Origin of the sequence: Propioniciclava sp. MC1683, from assembly GCF_014164675.1 — a bacterium.
Lineage (GTDB): Bacteria > Actinomycetota > Actinomycetes > Propionibacteriales > Propionibacteriaceae > Propioniciclava.
This window is the reverse complement of the sequence record NZ_JACJFX010000001.1, coordinates 67,386-85,962: the sequence shown is the minus strand read 5'-3', so window position 1 is coordinate 85,962 and position 18,577 is coordinate 67,386. Positions and strand designations below refer to the sequence as shown.

The window sequence follows — 18,577 nt, the reverse complement described above, 5'->3', positions numbered from 1 at the left end:
AACCACGGACGCCGTGGGCCCACCTCGCCGGGCCCACGGCGTCCGTGCTTCTCGCGGACCCGCACGACCTACACTCCACCGACTCCGGAGGCCTGCACCGACCCGTCGAGTGTCGGTCCTGCGGGTTTCGGCAGCCTCCGTTGCCGCGTCCGCACCAGGTCACGGACGATGGCGACGAACTCCTCGGGGGTCTTGAACACGACCTCACTGCCCAGGCGCACCACCTCCCAGCCCAGGCGCGCCAAGCGCAGGTCACGCACCTTGTCGCGCGTGGCGTCCCCATCCTCGGAGTGATACCCGGACCCGTCGAGCTCGACGACCAGCCACAGGTCCTCGAACACGAGGTCGCCGTAGCCGACCCGCTCCCCCGGGCCGGCGAGGATGGCCCGGTTGGCGCGCCAACCCGTGATCGAGGCGCCCCGCAACAGCTCGTGGGCGGCGCACTCGAGCCGCGACCAGGGCCGGTCGCGCACGAGGTCGAGCTCGCGACGCAGGCCGGCGTACCCTCGCCGCCGCGGGGTCGCGGTCAGGGCCTCCCGGATCCGGTCCAGCTCGATCCCGCGCCGGAGCGCATCGTCGAGCCGCGCCGGGCCCTCGCGCAGTGCGAGGTCGAGCGCCGTCAGCGGGAAGGTGGTGATGCGCACCCCGTCGACCGTGCGGACCAGACCCCGCGGCACCCGGCGCCGTTCGAGGCGCACGCCCCGCCAGGCGTCGTGCACCCGCGGCGTGGCGACGTCGAGCGCCGTGGGGCGGCCTAGGTCGGTCCAGCCCCCGATCTCGGCGGCGGCGCGACCGGTGACCACGGCGTCCGGGTCGGACAGGCATACCGCCCGCGCCCGCGTCTCCAGGCTGTCGGCGTGGTCGGGTCGGGCGTAGATGTTGGGCAGGACCCGCACCAACAGCCCCTGCCGCACGGCATGGTCGACCTGGTGGCGCAGACCCGGGTGCTTGCGCCGATCGAGGAGGCCGTGGGCGCGGTCGAGTTCGTGAGCCAGCTGGGGGTGCATGGGAACCATCCCAGCAGGACGCGCAGCAACGCAGAAGAACTCGCCGCCCACCCTGTGGACAACCGCGGGAACGACACTCGACCCCTCCCGGAGGCGTTCCGCGAGGGGTCGAGTGTCGATGGTGCGGGGCGTTCGCGTCAGTCGCGCACGACCAGGCCCGAGCCGTCGGCGTCCACGTCGAACGTCACCGTCTGGCCGTCGTGGAGCTCCCCGGCCAGCATGCGGCGGGCGAGGGCGTCCTCGATGGTCGTCTGGATGAGCCGCTTGAGCGGGCGCGCGCCGTAGACCGGGTCGAAGCCGGTCGCGGCGAGCCACGCCTTGCCGGCGTCGGTGACCTCGAGGGTGATCCGGCGATCCGCGAGCCGGGCCGCGACCCGGGCGAGCTGGATGCCCACGATGTGGGTCAGGTCGTCCTGGCTCAGCGGGTCGAACATCACCACGTCGTCGAGCCGGTTGAGGAACTCGGGCTTGAAGGCCTGGCGCACGACGCCCATCACGGCCTCGTGCTTGGTCTCGGGCTGCAGGTTCGGGTCGGCGAGGAACTGCGAGCCGAGGTTCGAGGTCATGATCAGGATCACGTTGCGGAAGTCGACCGTGCGGCCCTGCCCGTCGGTCAGGCGCCCGTCATCGAGCACCTGGAGCAGGATGTTGAACACGTCCGGGTGCGCCTTCTCGACCTCGTCGAGCAGCACCACCGAGTACGGACGCCGGCGCACGGCCTCGGTGAGCTGGCCGCCCTCCTCGTAGCCGACGTAGCCCGGAGGGGCACCGACGAGACGCGAGACGGTGTGCTTCTCGCCGTACTCGCTCATGTCGATGCGCACCATGGCGCGCTCGTCGTCGAACAGGAAGTCCGCCAGCGACTTGGCCAACTCGGTCTTGCCCACGCCCGTGGGGCCCAGGAACAGGAACGAACCGGTCGGGCGGTTCGGGTCGGAGATGCCGGCCCGCGAGCGGCGCACGGCGTCCGAGACGGCCCGCACGGCCTCGCGCTGCCCGATGAGGCGCTCACCGAGGTGGGACTCCATCGACAGCAGCTTCTCGGCGTCGCCCTGCAGCATCTTGCCGACGGGGATGCCGGTCCACGCCGACACCACCTCGGCGATGTCGTTGGCCGAGACCTCTTCGGCCACCATCGGCACGCGGCTGGCGTCCTCCTCGGACGCCTTCTCCAGCTCGGCCTCCAGGCCGGGGATGCGGCCGTACAGGATCTCGGACGCCGTGGTCAGGTCGCCCTCACGCTGGGCCCGCTCAGCCTCGGCCCGGAGGTGGTCGATCTCGGTCTTGATGTCGCCGACCCGGTTGAGGCCCTGCTTCTCCGACTCCCAGCGCGACTCCAGGCCGCGCAGCGTCTCCTGCGCGTCGGCCAGCTCGGACGCCAGCCGCTCGCGCCGCTCGGTGCTCGCGGCGTCCTGCTCCTTGTCGAGCGCGAACTGCTCCATCGTCATGCGGTCGATGGTGCGGCGCAGCTGGTCGATCTCCTCCGGGCTGGAGTCGATCTCCATCCGCAGCCGCGACGCGGCCTCGTCGATCAGGTCGATCGCCTTGTCGGGCAGCTGGCGGCTGGTGATGTAACGGTTCGAGAGCTGGGCGGCGGCGACCAGGGCGCCGTCGGTGATGCGCACCTTGTGGTGCGCCTCGTAACGTTCGCGCAGGCCACGCAGGATCGCGATGGTGTCCTCCACCGACGGCTCCCCCACGAACACCTGCTGGAAGCGGCGCTCCAGCGCCGGGTCCTTCTCGATGCGCTCGCGGTACTCGTCCAGGGTGGTGGCACCGATCATGCGCAGCTCGCCGCGGGCGAGCATGGGCTTGAGCATGTTGCCGGCATCCATGGCGCCCTCGCCGGACGCACCCGCGCCGACGACGGTGTGCAGCTCGTCGATGAACGTGACGACCTGGCCCTCGGACTCCTTGATCTCGTTGAGGACGGCCTTGAGCCGCTCCTCGAACTCGCCGCGGTACTTGGCGCCCGCGACCATGCTGGCCAGGTCGAGCGAGACGACCCGGCGGCCCTTGAGCGAGTCGGGCACGTCGCCGGCGACCACGCGCTGGGCGAGGCCCTCGACGACGGCGGTCTTGCCGACGCCGGGCTCGCCGATGAGGACGGGGTTGTTCTTCGTGCGGCGGCTCAGCACCTGCACGACGCGGCGGATCTCGGAGTCGCGACCGATCACCGGGTCGAGCTTGCCCTCGCGGGCGCGCTCGGTGAGGTCGACCGAGTACTTCTCCAGGGCCGACTCGCCGCCCTCGGACTCGGCCGAGGTGACGCGCTTGCCGCCGCGGGCGGCGTTGAACGCCTGGGCGAGCTTCGCGGGCGTGGTGACCTTGGCGAGGATCGGCTGGGCGTCGCTGGGGATGGACGCGAGGCCGATCAGCAGGTGTTCGGTGGCGACGAACTCGTCGCCCATCTGCTCGGCGCGGGTCTCGGCGTCGGCGAGCACGCGGGCGAACGAGCCCGACAGCTGGGGCTGCTGGACCGACGAACCGGTCGAGCTCGGCAGCTTCTTGATGGCCGCCTGCGCGGCGGCGTCGATCGCGGCCGGGTCGGCGCCCACGGCCGACAGCAGGGCGCCGACGGTGTTGTCGGGCACCATCAGCAGCGCGTGCAGCAGGTGGCTCGGCTCGGCGTTGGGGTTGCCGGAGGTCAGCGCGTTGCGCAGCGCGGCGCTGACGGCGTCACGGCTCTTGGTGGTGAGCTTGGCAGTGTCCATGCGGGGTGTTCCTCCTGAGGAGAACAGAAGTTGAGTTCATCAGACTCAACTTGCTCGACGCCCCCAGTATTCCACCGAATCGCGCCCGCGCCACCCCCGCGTCACAGGAACCCGCGCCGCCGCATCGCCTCGTCGACAAACTCCTTCAACGCCGGCCTGGCCGCCTCGTTGTCGTACCTGACGCTCACGCAGCCCTTGCCCCCGAACGCGCCGGGGATCTTCTCCTTCGCCTGCGCGACGAGGTCGAACTCCAGGGCGTGCGCGCTGAAATGCTTGGCGGCGGTGGTGAACATCACATAGCCGTCCTTGGTGTAGGACGGCCCGAACCGGAACATCGGCGTCGAGCGGAACATGGCCAACTCGAGCTCGGGGTTGCGCTCGCGGACGTGGGCCCAGAACTCCTCCAGCCACGGGCGCCCGGCCTCGGGGGAAGCCGTCAGGTACTCCTCTGGCGTGTCGGCCATGGCACCTCCTGGATGGGTGGACAGCTGAATGCGTCTATGATGCTCCAGGAGGCGTTACGGGTTCAAGGGCCCCGAGCGCCTGACACCTGCCGCGCACCCCCGCCCACCGGCGTGCGAGGATCTGCCCATGCCCCTGCGCCCGATCGCGGCCGATGATGCCGACGAACTCACGGCGGTCCTGACACGCAACCGCGCCTTCCTGACCCCGTGGGAGCCGGTCCGCGACGACCGCTACTTCACCCCCGAGGGCCAACGCGAGCGCATCGAGGCCGCCCTGCTCACCCGCGAGCGCGACCTCGGCTACGCCTTCGTGATCACGGACGCCGCGGGCTCGATCCAAGGTGCGCTGAACATCAACAACGTCGTGCGCGGCGCGGGCCAGTTCGCCTCGCTCGGTTACTGGGTCGCCGAGGAGGCCAACGGGCAGGGCCACGCCACCCGCGCCGTGGCCGAGGCGGTCGCGATCGGCTTCGGCGCGCTCAACCTGCACCGCCTGGAGGCGGGCGCGCTGGTCCACAACATCGGCTCGCAGCGCGTGCTCGAGCGCAACGGCTTCACCCGTTACGGCCTCGCGCCGGAGCTGGTGCACATCGCGGGCCGCTGGCAGGACCACGTCCTGTTCCAGCGGCTCAACCCCGACTGGGCCCCGCGGGTCAGCTGAACTGCCAGGACCGCTTCGACAGCCCGTACCAGAAGCCGTCGACGGCGACCTCGCTGGCGTGGCCGGTCGACTCGGCGGCCCCGAGCGCCACGTACAGGGGCGCCCAGTGCTCGGTGCGCGGGTGGGCCTCGGACGCCGCGGGTGCGACCCGCTCGAAGTCGAGAATCGCGTCGACGTCGCGCCGTTCGAGGGCCTCCGCGGCCCAGTGGTCGAACTCGGCCGAGGGGGTCGGCGGGGCCACGTCGGCCCCGGCGCGCGGGTTGAACCAGCGCAGGTTGTGGGTGGTGAAGCCCGACCCGATGATCAGGGTGCCCTCGTCGCGCAGGGGCGTGAGGCGGCGTCCGAGCTCGTAGAGGCCCTTGGGGTCGAGCGTGGGCAGCGACATCTGCACCACCGGAACGTCGGCCTCGGGGAACAGCTCGACCATGGGCACATAGGCGCCGTGGTCCAGCCCGCGGTCGGGGTCCTGGTACACGGGTCCGTCGACGAGGCCGGCGACGCGGGAGGCCAGCTCGGGCGCGACCGGGGCGTCGTAGGTGACGTCGTAGTACTTCTGCGGGAACCCCCAGAAGTCGTAGACCAGCGGCGTCCCGGGCCGGGTGGAGGACACGGTGACCGGCTGGTTCTCCCAGTGCGCGGACACCATCAGCACGCTCGTCGGCCTGTCGAGCCGGGACGACCAGTCGTGCAGCTGACCCGTCCAGGTGGCGTCGTCGGCGAGCGGCGGCGCGCCGTGGCTCAGGAACAGGACCGGCTGGCGCGCGCTCATGGGTGACTCCTCACGTAGTTGATGGTTCAACTTTACGCGAGGAGGCGAGCGAGTTCAATCGGTTGCCACGCCCCAGCCGCGCTCGGCCGCGGCGAAGCGGTACTCGGCGGCCAACTCGGCGAGGTCGGCCCGGTAGGCACGCATCCGGCAGCCCCGGCCGTCGGGGCGGACGACGATGCCCTCGGCGTCCCAGTGCGGGCGGGCCGAGGCCAGCGGCACCAGCACGCCGTCGTGGGAGACGATCCGCCACCAGGCCAGTCCCTCGGACGCCTCGCGCATGATCGCGCCGACCTGCCGCGGCCCCACCCCGGCCAGGGCGCCGATGTCGCCGTAGGACGCCACCCGCCCCTCCGGGACGAGGGACACGGCCAGCCGCACCCGCTCGACCGAGCTGGGGAGGGCGTCCGGCACCTCACGCACGGGCGGCCAACTCGTCGTCGACGAAGCCGGGGCCTGCCGCCACCAGGCCCGAGGCCACGAACACCGCGGCCGAGCCGAGCAGGAACCACAGCGGCACGTCCCAGCCGCCGGTGACCTCGAACAGGATGCCGACGAGCAGCGGCCCGATGCCCGAGAACAGGTAGCCGACCGACTGGGTGAAGCCCGACAGCTGCGTGGTGGTGTGGGCGTCGCGCGTGCGGGCGGTGATCAGGGCCATCGCCATCGGGAACGCGAAGCCCGACACCCCGAGCAGCGCCGCCCACAGCCACGGCGTGGTGGTGGGCGCAAGCCACACGCCGAGGTAGCCGCCCACGAGCAGCGCCCCCAGCAGCACGACGACCCAGCGCGGGTCGCGCACCCGCGCCACCACGACGGGCATCACGAAGCCGGCCGGGACGCCGAACGCCGCCAACAGGGACGCCATCGCCCCTGCCTGCGTCGCCGAGAGGCCGCCGTCGCGGTACATCTGGGCGATCCAGCCGAACTGGACGTAGGCCTGCATCGACTGCATCCCGAAGAACAGCGCCAGCGCAACGGCCTTGCGCGACCCGATCACGGCGAACACCGAGCCGGACACCCGGTGGGTGACGACCTCCTCGGCCAGCCGGCGCCGCCGTTCGGACGCCGCGAGCACCGCCCACGGCACCGCCGCGGCCAGCGCAGCCAGGCCCCAGACGCCGAGGGACGCCCGCCAGCCTCCGGGCGCGACATCCGACAGCGGGGCCGACACCAGCGACGCGGTGGTCGCGCCGATGGCCAGCGAGACCGTGTAGACCGACATGATCGAGGCCAGCCGGTTCGGGTAGTGGGCCTTGATGAACGCGGGCACCAGCACGTTGCCGAACGCCATGCCGGCGAACGCCAGCGCGGTCAGCACGAAGAACAGGGGCACCGAGTCGACGAACGTGCGCCCCAGCAGCCCGAGCGCGGCGCCCAGCGCCGCCACGAGGAGGCCACCGGCCAGCCCCAGCCGCAGGCCGATGACCACGGCGAACGCGCCGAACACGGCGAAGGCGAAGCCGGGCGCCGAGGTGAGCAGTCCGGCGAGCGAGCCGCCCATGCCCAGGCCGGCCTGCACCTCGGCGAGGACGGGGCCGAGCGATGTCGCGCCGGGGCGCAGGTTGATCGCCAGCGCGACGATCGCGAGCACGCCCCACCAGAGCCTCACCTTGGAGCGCATCATCGCCGCCTCACGCCTTCTTCGCCGCCTTCTTGGCCTGCTTGGCGGCCATGCGCTCGCGCTCGCGCGCCACCCGCTCGGCGGCCTTGCGCTGCTTGTCGGAAGCCTTGGCCACCTTGTCGGCGAGCTTGCGGCTCTTCTTCCGCGCCTCCTCGGCGGCCTCCCGGGCCTTCTCCTCCTCGCGCTCGCGGCGCTTCTTGCCGACCTTCTTCGCCTTCTCCGCCGGGGAGGGCTTGCGCGGGGCCGCGTCCTTCGCGGGGGCGGGCTCGCCGGCCTCGGGCGCGTCCTCTACCTCGACCACCCCGGACGCCCAGGGCTCGGGCCACACGACGCTGCCGCCGCCGTCGACCATGTCGGCCTCGGGCTCGTCGAACCAGTGGTCGCCCTCGCCGAGGTAGCGGAACACGGCGATGTAGTCGTCCGGCAGTTCCACGGACGCCCGCGCCACGTCACCGTCGGCCGACAGCGTGAGCCGCCCCGGCGTCCAGTCGTTGAAGTTGCCGACGACGCTGGCACGGCCCGCCCACTCGAGGGGCAGGGTGAACGTCAGCGTGCGCAGCCCGGCGCGCGCGGGAGAACGGTGGAGCATGGGGTTCCTTCCTGTGAACGGCCCATTCTCCCACCGCTGTCCGGGTTCGGCCGACCCGGTTGCCCACCCAGCGGGCAACCGGCCGGCCGCCCGCTCAGAGGCTGTCGCCGAAGTCGGCGCGGAACTGCTCGACGAGCCTGGTCGTCCAGTCGCCGATGGGCTCGAGGCGGCCGTAGAAGAAGCGCAGGATCTCGGGCTCCTCGACCCAGCGCATGCCGCCGACGAGGTGGCGGTTCTGGTACAGCCAGTCGATGCGGTCGATGGCGTAGTTGACCTGCGACAGGGTGAACACGCGGCGCGGCAGGGCCAGGCGGACGAGTTCCATGTGGGCCAGCGGCTCGACGCCGGTGTTGATGTCGCGCGCCTCCGACATGGTGCCGCGCTCCATGCCGCGCACGCCCGAGGCCAGGAACACCGCGGACGCCAGCGCCGCGGCCGGGTACTGCCGCTGGTCGACGTGGTCGAGGAAGCGCATCGCGTCGACGTGCGCGCCCAGTCCGCCGGGCGGGGTGATGACCGGGACGCCGCGGCGGTCGAGCTCGTTGACCATGTAGGCGATGAACTGCGGGCCCTGGTTGATCATGTCGAAGTCGAGGGTCTCGTCGAGGCCGACGGTGATCGCCTCCATTTCACGCACGGACATGCCGCCGTAGGTGAGGAAGCCCTCGAACATGGGCACGAAGCCGCGCATGCGCTTGTACATGGCCTCGTCGCGGATGCAGATGCCGCCGCCGCGGCCGAAGCCGAGCTTGCGGGCGGAGAAGTAGATGATGTCGCACAGGTCGGCCATCGCCTTGACGATGGCCGGGATCTCCAGGTCGACGCACCGCGGGTCGCGGATCTTCATGAAGTAGAGGTTGTCGGCCAGCAGCGACGCGTCGAGCACGAGCGGGATGTCGTGCTCGTGGCAGATCTGCGACACCTCGGTGAGGTTATCGAGGCTGAACGGCTGCCCGCCGATGAGGTTGGTGCCGGCCTCCATGCGCACGAAGCTGAGGCCCTCGGCGCCGCGCTCGGCGATGACCGCGCGCAGGGCGTCGGTGTCCATGTTGCCCTTGAACGGGTGGTCGGAGGTCACCTTGAGCCCGTCGGGGTGGATCAGCTCGAGCACCTCGGCGCCATGCACGACGACGTGCTGCTTGGAGGTGGTGAAGTGGTAGTTCATCGCCACCGCGGTGTCCGGGCGCACGAGCACCTGGCCGAGGATGTTCTCGGCGGCACGGCCCTGGTGGGCGGGCAGGAAGTACTCCATGCCGAACACCTGGACGAGCTTGTCGTAGAGGCGGGTGTAGGTCGCTGAGCCGGCGTAGGCGTCGTCGGCGCGGAACATGGCGGCCTGCTGCTCCTGGCTCATCGCGTTGACGCCCGAGTCGGTCAGCATGTCGAGGAACACGTCGGCGTTCTGCAGCAGGAACGTGTTGTGACCCGCGGCCCGGATCGCCTCCAGCCGCTGCTCGACCGGCAGCAGGGTGAGCTTCTGGATGATGCGCACCTTGTGCATCTCCAGCGGGAGCTGCTGGCCTCGGAAGAACGTCACCTTCGACATGGGGAGTGCCTTTCACGCAGGGGTCGCGACTGTGAAGTGAATCCTCTCACTACACCGCGTCGTAGCACCGCGGTGGTCGCAGGATGGGCGGGCGCGTAGGCTCACCCCTTGTGCGAACCCTGTTGCGCGTGCTCTTCACCTCGCGCGAGCTCTGGCTCTGGTACGCCGGGATCATCGCCACGTCGGTGCTGGTCGCCGTCACCGCGCTGGCCACCCCGTTCATCATCGCCCGGGCCACCGACGAGGTCGTGGCGCAGGCGTCCGGTGGCGGCGGTGGGCTGATGGTGCTGGTGGCGCTGGCCGGAGCCCTGCTCGTGGCCGAGCTGCTCAACACCGTCCTGAGCAACGTGGGCGGCTTCCTGGGCGACACCATGACGATGCGGCTCCGCGCCCTGCTGAGCTCGCGCTACTACGCCAAGCTGCTGAGCCTGCCGCAGCGCTACTTCGACAACCAGCTCACGGGCACGGTGATCAACAAGCTGAACCGGTCGATCACCGAGGTCACGCAGTTCCTGCAGATGTTCAGCAACAACTTCTTCCCCACGCTGATCACCGTCGTGGCGGTGCTGGTCATCTCGCTGTTCTACTCGTGGCCCCTCGCCCTGCTGCTGCTGATCATCTACCCGCTGTTCACGTGGCTGACCGCGCTCACCTCGAAGCGCTGGCAGAAGCTCGAGGGCGAGAAGAACGTCGAGCTGGACGCCGCGGGCGGCCGCTTCGCCGAGGTCATCGGGCAGATCAAGGTCGTGAAGAGCTTCGTCCGGGAACGCACCGAGCTGGAGGCCTTCGACGGCCACTACGGGAAGGCCGTGTCCACCACCCACACGCAGTCATCGTGGTGGCACCGCATGGACGTCGCCCGCCGCGGCTCCCTCAACGTGATCTTCTTCGGGATCTACCTGATCATCTTCGCCCAGACCGCCGCCGGCATCTTCACCCTGGGCGACATGGTGCTCCTCATCCAGCTCGTGGCGATGGCCCGCACGCCGGTCATGATGATGAGCTTCCTCGTCGACTCCTCCCAGCACGCGATCGCCGGCTCGAAGAGCTACTTCGAGGTCATGGACGAGACCCCCGAACCCCTCGCCGCGCTCACGCCGACAGCCCGCATTCCGTCCGCCGCGACGCAGTGGGAGCGCAGCGACCCCAGCCTGCCGTCCGGGCCCGGGTCCGGCGCATGGCCGGTCGTCCCGGACGCCCCGACGATCGAGTTCGCCGGGGTCAGCTTCGGGTACGACGCGGACGCCGAGGTGCTGCACGACATCTCGTTCGCGGTCGCCCGCGGGGAGCGGATCGCGCTGGTGAGCGAGTCCGGCGGCGGCAAGACCACGCTGGTGAACCTGTTGCTCGGGCTCTACCGCCCCGACGCCGGCGCGATCAGCATCGCCGGCACCGACACCGCCGGCCAGCCGCCCTCGACGGTGCGCGCCCAGATCGGGGTGGTGTTCCAGGACGCCTCGCTGTTCTCGGGCACGGTGCGCGAGAACCTGGCCTACGGGCGTCCGAATGCGACCGACGCCGAGCTCGAGCAGGCCGCCCGCCGGGCCAACGCGCACGAGTTCATCGCGAAGTTGGCCGACGGGTACGACACGCTGATCGGCGAGCGCGGCGTCCGGCTCTCGGGCGGGCAGAAGCAGCGCATCGCGGTCGCCCGGGCCATGCTCAAGGACGCCCCGCTGCTCGTGCTCGACGAGGCCACCTCGGCGCTCGACTCGCGCTCGGAGCGCCTGGTGCAGTCCGGGCTGGAGGAGCTCATGACCGACCGGACGAGCATCATCATCGCCCACCGCCTCTCGACCATCAGCACCGTCGACCGGATTATCACGCTGCGCGACGGCCGCATCGACGAGGTCGGCTCCCCCGCCGAGCTCGCCGTCACCGACGGCATCTACGCCGAGCTGCTGGCGCTGCAGGAGTCGGGCACCAAGCGCGACAAGCGCCGGATGGCCGCCTTCGACATCACCGGCTGACCCTGCGGGGGCGGTGGCGCTGGCTAGGCTGGCGCCCGTGACTGAACTCGCTCCGCTGACCCTGCCCGCCGCCGACGACTACCTCGACTGGGTGTCGTCGACGTCCGAGGCCTCGCTCGACCGGGCCCGCACCTTGGTGGCCGAGCTGAAGGCCGACCCGCCCGCCTCCGCGCTGGCCACGCTCCAGCGCTGGAACGAGGTCGTGCTCGCGATCGGCAACGCCGCCGCGCGCGGCGAGCTGTTCAGCGAGGTCCACCCCGACGCCGGCGTCCGGGACGCCGCCGAGAAGGCCGCCCTGGCCGCACAGCAGCTGGCCACCGAGCTCGGCCTCGACACCGAGCTGTACGCGATCTTCGCGGCCGTCGACCCCGCCGGGCTCGACCCCGAGGCGTCCCGCCTGCTGGAGAAGACGCTGCGCGACTTCCGCCGCTCCGGCGTGGCCGCCGACGAGCCCACTCGCGCCCGCGTGAAGGAGATCCGCGACCGGCTGACGGTGCTCGGCCAGACGTTCGCGCGCACGATCCGCGAGGGGACGCGCTCGATCAAGGTCCGCCCCGAGCAGCTCGAGGGCCTGCCCGCCGACTGGATCGAGGCCCACCCCGCCGGTGAGGACGGCTTGGTCACCGTCACCACCGACTACCCCGACGCGATCCCGTTCCGCACCTTCGCGCGCGACGCCGACGCCCGCCGTGAGCTCGTCGTGGCCCAGCTGACCATCGGCTACCCCGACAACGTCGAGGTGCTGCGCGAGATCTTCGGCCTGCGCGCCGAGCTGGCCACGCTGCTCGGGTACGACAACTGGCCCGACTTCGACGCCGAGGTCAAGATGATCGGCAAGGGGGACGCGATCGGTGCGTTCATCGACAAGATCGCCGACGCCGCGCTCGAGCCGGCCCGCCGTGACGTCGACAGCCTGCTGGCCCGCCTGCGCCAGGACCGCCCCGACGCGACCCACGTCGAGTCGTCCGACTCGGGCTACTACGCCGAGGTCCACCGTCGCGAGGAGCTCGACGTCGACGCCCAGCAGGTGCGCACCTACTTCGACTTCGGCAAGGTCCGCGCCGGCCTGCTCGACGTGACCGGACGCCTGTTCGGGCTCACCTACTCCCCCGCCGACGTGCCGGTGTGGCACGAGGCGGTGCGCGCCTACGACGTCAGCCGCACCGACGACGGCGCCCCGCTGGGCCGCATCTACCTCGACCTGCACCCGCGCGAGGGCAAGTTCAAGCACGCTGCCCAGTTCACGCTGACCAACGGCGTGGCCGGCCGCCAGGTGCCCGAGGGCGTCCTGGTCTGCAACTTTCCCACCGGCCTGATGGAGCACGACGACGTCGTGACCCTGTTCCACGAGTTCGGCCACCTGGTGCACCACCTCGTCGGCGGCCAGCAGGCGTGGGCCGAGTTCTCGGGCGTCGCCACCGAGTGGGACTTCGTCGAGGCCCCCAGCCAGATGCTCGAGGAGTGGGCCTGGGACCCGTCCGTGCTGGGCTCGTTCGCGACCAACGCCGCGGGCGAGCCGATCCCGGCCGACCTCGTGGAGCGCATGCGCGCGGCCGACGACTTCGGCAAGGGCTACTTCGCACGCACGCAGATGTTCTACGCGGCGCTGTCGTACCGCCTGCACCTGGAGAACCCCGACGACCTCGTCGCCCGCACCCGCGAGTTGCAGGAGCAGTACTCGCTGTTCCCGTACATGGACGGCACCTGCATGCCCACGTCGTTCGGGCACCTCGACGGCTACGGCTCGGGCTACTACACCTACATGTGGAGCCTGGTCATCGCCAAGGACATGTTCTCGGTCTTCGACCGCGCCGACCTGTTCGCCCCCGAGGTGGCCACCCGCTACCGCGACCGCGTGCTCGCGGCCGGCGGCACCAAGGACGCCGCCGACCTCGTCGCCGACTTCCTCGAACGCCCGTACAACTTCGACGCCTACGCGGCCTGGCTGGCCCAGTGACCCCCTGACCGGTCACGAAATGAGCTCCTTGCACCTGAGGCACGTGGCGCCAGGTTCACGGAGCACATTCCGGGGACGGTGGGGTCAGCGGGTGCGGCGGCGCACCGAACGCCCGGCCGAGGCCGAGAACGCGGCCGCGCCGCGGGTCGAGCCGGCCGGGGCGACACCCGAGGGCACGCGGCCCGAGCCGTTGCCGGACGCCTTGAGCCCGGCCCGCTGCCCGCGCGGGGCCTGCGGCTGGGACGCCGTGGGCGCCTGGCCGGAACGGCCGGAACCGGCAGCACGCCCCGAGCCGGATCCGCGACCCGAGCCGCCACCGCGACCCGACCGGCGCGGACGCGAGGAGGGCTGCTCGGGGGCGGACGGCGTCCGGTCGGCGACCTCGTCGGCGGAGAACACGCGGCGCTCGCCGGGGGCCAGCTCGCGCAGCACGTCCGCCGAGGCGGGGGTCACGGTCGGCTTGATCTTGGCCGCACGCATGAGGCCCTGGACGTCGCCGCGCTGATCGGGCGTCGCGATGGTGACCACCGTGCCGGCCGAGCCCGCGCGGGCGGTGCGACCCGAGCGGTGCAGGTAGGCCTTGTGCTCGGTGGGCGGGTCGGCGTGCACGACCAGCGCCACGTCGTCGACGTGGATGCCGCGGGCAGCGATGTCGGTGGCGACGAGGGTCTCGACGCGGCCGGAGTCGAACGCGGCGAGGTTCCGCACGCGGGCGTTCTGGGACAAGTTGCCGTGCAGGTCGACCGCGGGGATGCCGCGTCCGTTGAGCTGCTTGGCCAGCTTCTTCGCGCCGTGCTTGGTGCGCGTGAACAGGATCGTGCGGCCCGGCGCGGCGGCCAAGTCGGCGATCACGTCGGAGCGCTCGGCCGCCGACACGGTGAGCACGTGGTGTTCCATGCGCGTGACCGGGGAGACGGCCGAGTCGGCCTCGTGCACGACCGGGTCGTGCAGGAACTGGCGGACCAGGACGTCCACGGCGTTGTCGAGGGTGGCCGAGAACAGCAGGCGCTGCGAGTCGCGCGGGGTCGCCGCGAGGATCTTCTTCACCCCGGGCAGGAAGCCCATGTCGCTCATGTGGTCGGCCTCGTCGATGACGGTGACCTCGACCGCCTCCAGCGACAGGTGGCCCTGGTCGCGGAGGTCGAGCAGGCGTCCGGGCGTGGCGACGAGGATGTCCACGCCGGACTTGAGCGTGCGCACCTGCGGGTTCTGGTTGACGCCGCCGAAGATCGTCAGCGTCGAGAGCCGCGACGCGTCGGCAAGGGGCTTGACCGACTCGGCGATCTGGGCGGCCAGCTCACGCGTCGGGGCGAGCAGGAGGGCACGCGGGCGGCCCGGGGCGGGACGCCGGCGCGCGGTCGGGTTGGCGGTGTCGGCCAGGCGCGCTACGACGGGCAGCGCGAAGGCGAAGGTCTTGCCCGATCCGGTGCGCCCGCGGCCGAGGACGTCGCGTCCGGCCAGCGAGTCGGGCAGCGTGGCCGCCTGGATCGGGGTGGGAGTCTGGATGCCGCGCTCGGCCAGGACGGCGACGAGCGACGTGGGCACGCCGAGGCGTGCGAACTGAGAAGTCATGGGTTCTTTCGTGGGCGTCTCGCCCGGCGCGCTCGTGCTGGATCCGATCCGAGTGACCGGTGCGGCGCGGCCAGCGGCACCGTGTGCCGCATCACCTACGACCCGAGGCAAGACTGGTGCGGGTCGCGGGTCCATGTTAGTGCACGCAAGCACAATCCCCTGCATCGGCCCCCCGCCGACAGCCCGTGTTCCGCCCGCCGACAGCCCGCGTTCAGCCCACCGACAGCCCGCCTTCAGCCCAGGCCGAGCGCCAGCTCGACCACCAGGACCGCCACAGACCCACCGAGTGCGACGGCGATCAGCGAGCGTCCGCTGAGGGCGAGCACGACCGCGACAACGAGGGCGGCCAGGCCGGACGCCGGCGTCCGGGTCGCCAGCAGGATGGCCGGAACGGTCATCGCGGTGAGCACCGCGTACGGGACGTAGTACAGGAACGAGCGCACCCACGGCGAGCGCACCTCCTCGCGGAACGCCACCAGCGGCACCGCGCGCAGCAGGTACGTGACGACGGCCATCACCGCCACCCACGCCCAGAGGTTCACGCCGCCTCCCGGGGGAACGCGAACGCGCCGCCGGCCGCGGCCAGCAGCGTGACGATGATGATCCGCCAGCCGACGTCGATGCCGGCGGTCCACGGCAGCCAGGCCAGCAGGCAGCTCAGCACGACGGCCGCGACGACGACCCCCAGCACGGCTCGGTCGGCGCGCGCGACCGGCACGACGATCGCGACGAACATGCCGAACAGCAGCACGCCGAACGCCGACACCAGCAGCGGCGGCAGCACCGACCCCAACAGCGCCCCGGCGAGTGTCCCGAGCGTCCACCCCGCGATCGGCAGCAGCATCGAGCCGGCGTAGGCGGCGAAGGTGACCCGCGGCGTCCGCATCGCAAGCGCGTAGATCTCGTCGGTGATGCCGAACGCCATCACCAGCCGCTGCCACGTCGGCGTGCCGGGCGCGAGCCGCTGGCCGAGCGAGACCGCCATCAGCACGTAGCGCAGGTTGACCAGCGCGACGGCCAGGGCCAGCTCGAGCAGGGTCCCGCCCGCGGCCCACACCGTTGCCCCGGCGAACTGGCCGGAGCTGGACAGGTTCGTGAGCGACACCACCGTGGCGGCCAAGGTCGGGATGCCCGCCTGCGCGCAGAAGAGGCCGAACGCCAGCGCGACGGTCAGGTAGCCGACCGCGATCGGCACCGAGTCCCGCAGGCCGGCCCGCAGGTCACCCGATGCCGCCGCGTCCACGGCCTCAGGCTAGCTAGCCCGCGACCGCCCGCTTCACGGCGTCCAGCCGGTTGGCCATGATCCGCTTCGACAGGGACGCCTCGGGTGCGAGCACCTCGGAGGCGTGGAACGCGCCCGGGTAGAGGTGGAACTCGACCGGGTTGCCCTGGCGCACGAGCTCGCCCACGAGCGTGATGTCCTCGTCGCGGAACATGTCCTCGGTGCCGACGTCGATGAAGATCGGCGCGAGCCCCGACCAGTCGGTCTCGAGCAGCGGCGAGGCGTACTTGTCGGGCTCGCCGCCGCCCAGGAACCACTCCCAGGCCTCGATGTTGCCCGCGCGGTCCCAGACACCGACCTCGGTGACGGGCACCTCGGGGTCGCCGGCCAGGCCGGGCAACGTGCGGTCGTCGCGGGTCACGGACGGGTCGGGCCCGCCGGCCGCCTCCACGCCGGCGGCGTTGAGGGCGGCGGACGCCTCACGGCGCGCGACGATGTCGGGGATGCCGTTGAAACCGCCGGGCAGCGCGCCGAGGAACACTTCAAGGGCGCTGCGTGATTCGGGGTCGAGTCGGTCGTGCTGGGTGCTCATCGAGGTCTCCTCCATTGGACGCTGCGGGTTTCGCACACTGTGCACCCAGGCCGCCCCGAAGCGAAGACCTCAATTCATCATTCGGACTGTTCCCAGGTGTGCGGGACGATCGCGTCGACGCTGACGCCGGAGACCAGGCAGCGGTCCTTGCGGTTGCGCGTGAGTGCCTGGGTCCAGGTGACGAACCCGCCGTCGCCGACCTCGTGGGGCTCGTCGCCGTCCCCGTCCACCACGAACCGGAACGCCGCCGTCGTGTACGGGTTGCGCCACGGACGCCGCTCGTCGCTGGTGCCCTCGACGACGATCACGCCGTCGCGGGTGCCCCGGGCCTCGATGAGGCCGGCCAGGGTGGAGTCCCAGACGGTGAGCTCGATGCGGCCGCGCGGGACGACCGTCCCCATGATCTCGCGCCAGTAGTCGAGGTGGAGGTCGAGCAGGTCGGCCTCGGTGCTCAGCCCGCCGCCATCGGGGGCGGACGAGACCAGCGCGAACCGCAGCTCGTGCGAGGACTCCTCGCTGTGGTCCCAGGCGTGCGTGCACCGGGCGTGCGTGGCGAGGTGCACCCGCGAGTGCCCGTTGCGCCGACGCCGGGACGCCTCGAGCGCCAGGCCGTGCTTGGGGTCGGCCAGCACCTCGGTGCCGCGCATCGTCGTGACGACGCGGTTCTGCCCCAGCCCGCCGAGGTGGATGCCGGAGCCGAGGGACGTCAGCTGGCTGAGGGTGACGCCCACGAACTCCGGCGGCACGACCTCCCACAGCTTCGCGGTGATCGGAAGCGCCTCACGCGGGTCGAGCATGCTCGGCGCGAGCAGCTTGTCCTCGCGCCACCGCTTGATCAGGTCGGCGGGGGTCTGGTCACTGGCCCGGGACCGGGCCACGTCGGCCAGGATCGTGCGCAGTTCGATGGGGTTCAGGGTTCGCAACAAGGCCTCGCGTGCATGGACGCCGATACGTCGCCACACCTTTGTGGACGCCGCGGTTCCACTCATGGACCAACCTCTCCTTGACTGCGTGTCATACGTGGGGGATGTTGACCCGCCGATTGAACCACATCAAGGGCCATAGATCCGACCACCGGTCTGTCCGTGGGAGCAAATCCAGCTGCGCGCCCCGGGAGTGTCTGTGCTGCGCCCTACCGTGGGGCCCATGGCGAGGAATGCGATCCCGGGGGTGGGGCGTCCCGTGCGCCGCATGGAGGCCCGCACCGGGGCGGAGTGGGAGCCCAAGGCGTGGCCGTGGCGCATCCCGACGGTGGCGGCGCTGCTGGCCGACGGCATCGACTTCGGGCAGGCCACCGTCCTGGTCGGCGAGAACGGGTCGGGCAAGTCGACGATCCTCGAGGCACTGGCCGAGGCTTACGGGCTCAACCCCGAGGGTGGGTCGACGGGCGCACGGTTCAGCACGCAACGCACCGAATCGCCGCTGGCCGAGACCGTCCAACTCGTCCGCGGCGCCGGTGCGAGCCGCGGCGGCTACTTCCTGCGCGCCGAGACGATGCACGGGTTGTTCTCATACCTGGCCACCAGCGGCGACTCGTTCCACCACCTCAGCCACGGGGAGTCGTTCCGGGCGATCCTCGAGGACCGAACGCGCCATCGCGGCCGCATCCGTCCCGGCCTCTACCTTCTCGACGAGCCCGAGTCGGCACTCTCCTTCACCTCCAGCCTGCACGCGCTGGCGACGTTGGTCGACCTTCTGGCTGAGCCCGGCGTCCAGATCGTGATGGCGACGCACTCACCGATGCTGTCGGCGCTCCCGGGGGCGACGATCCTGCAGCTGTCGGATGCGGGCATCGAGCCGCGCGCCTGGGAGGACCTGGACCTGGTCGTCAACGAGCGCTACTTCCTCGCGGACCCGCAGCGGTTCCTCCGCCACCTCTCCTGAGCCGGGCGG

General features: G+C 71.5%; 17 protein-coding genes. 4 read left to right on the top strand and 13 right to left on the bottom strand.

Features of this window, described 5'->3' with window-relative positions; translation table 11 throughout:
* Positions 1 to 68 precede the first annotated feature (68 nt).
* The 3 genes from H5397_RS00445 to H5397_RS00435 form a co-directional block, all read right to left on the bottom strand.
* Positions 69 to 1,007 carry a DUF559 domain-containing protein gene (locus tag H5397_RS00445; RefSeq protein WP_182814343.1) on the bottom strand — a complete coding sequence of 313 codons (939 nt, stop codon included), beginning with the start codon at positions 1,005 to 1,007 and terminating at the stop codon, positions 69 to 71.
* 137 nt (positions 1,008 to 1,144) lie between these two features.
* Complete coding sequence (gene clpB / locus H5397_RS00440; RefSeq protein ID WP_182814342.1) at positions 1,145 to 3,721, bottom strand: ATP-dependent chaperone ClpB; 2,577 nt, start codon at positions 3,719 to 3,721, stop codon at positions 1,145 to 1,147.
* A 101-nt stretch (positions 3,722 to 3,822) separates the two neighbouring features.
* Complete coding sequence (locus H5397_RS00435; RefSeq protein WP_182814341.1) at positions 3,823 to 4,185, bottom strand: hypothetical protein; 363 nt, start codon at positions 4,183 to 4,185, stop codon at positions 3,823 to 3,825.
* 127 nt (positions 4,186 to 4,312) lie between these two features.
* Between H5397_RS00435 and H5397_RS00430 the strand changes: the two genes are divergently transcribed.
* Entirely contained in the window at positions 4,313 to 4,846 is a 534-nt protein-coding gene (locus H5397_RS00430) for a GNAT family N-acetyltransferase (RefSeq protein WP_182814340.1), read from the top strand.
* Here H5397_RS00430 and H5397_RS00425 read toward each other — a convergent pair.
* The 5 genes from H5397_RS00425 to H5397_RS00405 form a co-directional block, all read right to left on the bottom strand.
* Complete coding sequence (locus tag H5397_RS00425; RefSeq protein WP_182814339.1) at positions 4,839 to 5,615, bottom strand: dioxygenase; 777 nt, start codon at positions 5,613 to 5,615, stop codon at positions 4,839 to 4,841. The two genes, H5397_RS00430 and H5397_RS00425, sit on opposite strands and share 8 nt — an antisense overlap.
* A gap of 54 nt (positions 5,616 to 5,669) precedes the next feature.
* Positions 5,670 to 6,035 (bottom strand): MGMT family protein, encoded by a 366-nt coding sequence (locus tag H5397_RS00420; RefSeq protein ID WP_309224235.1) that lies wholly within the window; start codon positions 6,033 to 6,035, stop codon positions 5,670 to 5,672.
* Complete coding sequence (locus H5397_RS00415) at positions 6,028 to 7,236, bottom strand: MFS transporter (RefSeq protein ID WP_220491864.1); 1,209 nt, start codon at positions 7,234 to 7,236, stop codon at positions 6,028 to 6,030. The genes H5397_RS00420 and H5397_RS00415 overlap by 8 nt, the downstream gene beginning before the upstream one ends.
* 10 nt (positions 7,237 to 7,246) lie before the next feature.
* Positions 7,247 to 7,825 (bottom strand): hypothetical protein, encoded by a 579-nt coding sequence (locus H5397_RS00410; protein WP_182814337.1) that lies wholly within the window; start codon positions 7,823 to 7,825, stop codon positions 7,247 to 7,249.
* 94 nt (positions 7,826 to 7,919) lie between these two features.
* The gene (locus H5397_RS00405; protein ID WP_182814336.1) at positions 7,920 to 9,371 is read right to left on the bottom strand and encodes a tryptophanase; all 1,452 of its coding nucleotides are present in this window, start codon (positions 9,369 to 9,371) and stop codon (positions 7,920 to 7,922) included.
* 110 nt (positions 9,372 to 9,481) lie between these two features.
* Here H5397_RS00405 and H5397_RS00400 point away from each other — a divergent pair, with 110 nt between their 5' ends.
* Together H5397_RS00400 and H5397_RS00395 are read left to right on the top strand one after the other, a co-directional pair.
* A complete protein-coding gene (locus tag H5397_RS00400; RefSeq protein WP_182814335.1) occupies positions 9,482 to 11,341 on the top strand; it encodes an ABC transporter ATP-binding protein in 1,860 nt (619 codons plus the stop codon).
* A 37-nt stretch (positions 11,342 to 11,378) separates the two neighbouring features.
* Positions 11,379 to 13,298 (top strand): M3 family metallopeptidase, encoded by a 1,920-nt coding sequence (locus H5397_RS00395; protein ID WP_309224234.1) that lies wholly within the window; start codon positions 11,379 to 11,381, stop codon positions 13,296 to 13,298.
* Positions 13,299 to 13,382: 84 nt separating this feature from the next.
* On the opposite strand, the gene H5397_RS00390 is transcribed toward H5397_RS00395, so the two are convergent.
* From H5397_RS00390 to H5397_RS00370, 5 genes are all read right to left on the bottom strand, one after another.
* Positions 13,383 to 14,870 (bottom strand): DEAD/DEAH box helicase, encoded by a 1,488-nt coding sequence (locus H5397_RS00390; protein WP_182814334.1) that lies wholly within the window; start codon positions 14,868 to 14,870, stop codon positions 13,383 to 13,385.
* A 233-nt stretch (positions 14,871 to 15,103) separates the two neighbouring features.
* On the bottom strand, positions 15,104 to 15,412 hold the full coding sequence (locus H5397_RS00385) for an AzlD domain-containing protein (RefSeq protein ID WP_182814333.1): 309 nt from the start codon (positions 15,410 to 15,412) through the stop codon (positions 15,104 to 15,106).
* Complete coding sequence (locus tag H5397_RS00380; protein ID WP_182814332.1) at positions 15,409 to 16,113, bottom strand: AzlC family ABC transporter permease; 705 nt, start codon at positions 16,111 to 16,113, stop codon at positions 15,409 to 15,411. Before H5397_RS00380 ends, H5397_RS00385 begins: the two co-directional genes overlap by 4 nt.
* Before the next feature lie 13 nt (positions 16,114 to 16,126).
* Complete coding sequence (locus H5397_RS00375; RefSeq protein WP_182814331.1) at positions 16,127 to 16,684, bottom strand: alpha/beta hydrolase fold domain-containing protein; 558 nt, start codon at positions 16,682 to 16,684, stop codon at positions 16,127 to 16,129.
* 77 nt (positions 16,685 to 16,761) lie between these two features.
* Positions 16,762 to 17,673, bottom strand: a complete 912-nt coding sequence (locus tag H5397_RS00370; protein ID WP_182814330.1) for a hypothetical protein — start codon at positions 17,671 to 17,673, stop codon at positions 16,762 to 16,764.
* A 157-nt stretch (positions 17,674 to 17,830) separates the two neighbouring features.
* Here H5397_RS00370 and H5397_RS00365 point away from each other — a divergent pair, with 157 nt between their 5' ends.
* Positions 17,831 to 18,568 (top strand): AAA family ATPase, encoded by a 738-nt coding sequence (locus H5397_RS00365; protein WP_182814329.1) that lies wholly within the window; start codon positions 17,831 to 17,833, stop codon positions 18,566 to 18,568.
* The last annotated feature ends 9 nt before the right edge of the window (positions 18,569 to 18,577 follow it).